General features: G+C 70.7%; 1 protein-coding gene. It reads right to left on the bottom strand.

Translation table 11 applies throughout. The features are described 5' to 3' along the window. Positions 1-189: 189 nt before the first annotated feature. Complete coding sequence (ettA, locus tag JZ5iCDA_RS17100) at positions 190-1,872, bottom strand: energy-dependent translational throttle protein EttA (RefSeq protein WP_069388200.1); 1,683 nt, start codon at positions 1,870-1,872, stop codon at positions 190-192. Positions 1,873-2,072 lie beyond the last annotated feature (200 nt).

The raw sequence follows: 2,072 nt of genomic DNA, 5'->3' as shown, positions 1-2,072 counted from the left end.
CGACGCGGCGTGCCGACGCCCGAGCCCGGCGGGAACGACGGCGCGCGCGGTCGTGGCGGGCCTGGCGGGAGGCCGCGAGGCACGAGCGGCCGGATGGAAGACCGCGCGCGCCGTCGTGGACGCCGGGCGGACCGCACCCGCACGCACGACGACGCCGGGCGGACACCCGCCCGGCGCCGTCAGGAGCACTCAGTCGCGCGTGAGCTTGCGGTACGTCACGCGGTGCGGACGTGCCGCGTCGGCGCCGAGGCGCTCGACCTTGTTCTCCTCGTAGGACGCGAAGTTGCCCTCGAACCAGTACCAGCTCGCCGGGTTCTCCTCCGTGCCCTCGTACGCGAGGATGTGCGTCGCGACGCGGTCGAGGAACCAGCGGTCGTGGGACACGACGACGGCGCAGCCCGGGAACTCGAGCAGCGCGTTCTCGAGCGAGCCCAGGGTCTCGACGTCGAGGTCGTTCGTCGGCTCGTCGAGCAGCAGGAGGTTGCCGCCCTGCTTGAGCGTGAGCGCGAGGTTGAGGCGGTTGCGCTCACCGCCGGACAGCACGCCCGCGGGCTTCTGCTGGTCCGGGCCCTTGAACCCGAACGACGCGACGTACGCGCGCGAGGGGATCTCGACGTTGCCGACCTTGATGAAGTCGAGCCCGTCGGAGACGACCTCCCACAGCGTCTTCTTCGGGTCGATTCCGCCGCGCGACTGGTCGACGTAGGAGATCGACACGGTCTCGCCGACCTTGAGGTCGCCGCCGTCGAGCGGCTCGAGCCCGACGATCGTCTTGAACAGCGTCGTCTTGCCGACGCCGTTCGGACCGATGACGCCGACGATGCCGTTGCGCGGCAGCGTGAAGCTCAGGCCGTCGATGAGCTGGCGGTCGCCGAAGCCCTTCTGCAGGTCCTTCGCCTCGAGGACGACGTTGCCCAGGCGCGGGCCCGGCGGGATCTGGATCTCCTCGAAGTCGAGCTTGCGCGTGCGCTCGGCCTCGGCGGCCATCTCCTCGTAGCGGGCCAGTCGCGCCTTCGACTTCGTCTGGCGGCCCTTGGCGTTCTGGCGCACCCACTCCAGCTCCTCCTTGAGGCGCTTGGCGAGCTTCGCGTCCTTCTTGCCCTGGACCTGCAGGCGCTCCTGCTTCTTCTCGAGGTACGTCGAGTAGTTGCCCTCGTAGGGGTAGAGGCGGCCGCGGTCGACCTCGCAGATCCACTCCGCGACGTGGTCGAGGAAGTAGCGGTCGTGCGTGACGGCCAGGATGGCGCCGGGGTACGTCGCGAGGTGCTGCTCGAGCCACAGCACGGACTCGGCGTCGAGGTGGTTGGTGGGCTCGTCGAGGAGCAGCAGGTCGGGCTTCTCGAGCAGGAGCTTGCAGAGCGCGACGCGGCGGCGCTCACCACCGGAGAGCACGGACACGTCCGCGTCCGGCGGCGGGCAGCGCAGCGCGTCCATCGCCTGCTCGAGCTGGGAGTCGAGGTCCCACGCGTCGGCCGCGTCGATGGCCTCCTGCAGGGTGCCCATCTCGGCGAGGAGCGCGTCGAAGTCGGCGTCGGGCTCGGCCATGAGCGCGGAGATCTCGTCGAACCGCTGCTTCTTGGCGAGGATGTCGGCGACCGCCTCCTGCACGTTGCCGAGGACGGTCTTCTCCTCGTTCAGCGGCGGCTCCTGCAGGAGGATGCCGACGGAGAAGCCCGGGGAGAGACGTGCCTCGCCGTTCGAGGGCGTGTCGAGGCCGGCCATGATCTTGAGGATCGTGGACTTCCCGGCGCCGTTGGGGCCGACGACCCCGATCTTCGCGCCGGGGAGGAAGTTCAGCGAGACGTCGTCGAGGATGACCTTGTCGCCGTGCGCCTTGCGCGCCTTGTACATGGAGTAGATGAACTCAGCCACAGCCTGTTGTTCCACCGTTTCGGTCGCTCGCGGGTTGTCGACCCCTCAGCCTACGCGGTCGGGCCGCCGCACGGGTGCTCGCGCCGAGCCCGCCCGCGCGGCGGCCTCGCGTCACACCGCGGCGAGGCGCGCGTCGTCCAGGGCGTCCGCGTCGGAGGGCTCCAGCGCGTCGGCGGCGTCGACCGCCGCCCACGGGTCGT

Origin of the sequence: Cellulosimicrobium cellulans (assembly GCF_001722485.1) — a bacterium.
In the GTDB taxonomy this organism is placed as follows: Bacteria; Actinomycetota; Actinomycetes; order Actinomycetales; family Cellulomonadaceae; genus Cellulosimicrobium; species Cellulosimicrobium cellulans_A.
Note: the sequence above shows the minus strand (reverse complement) of the source record. Positions and strands in the feature narration are given on the sequence as shown.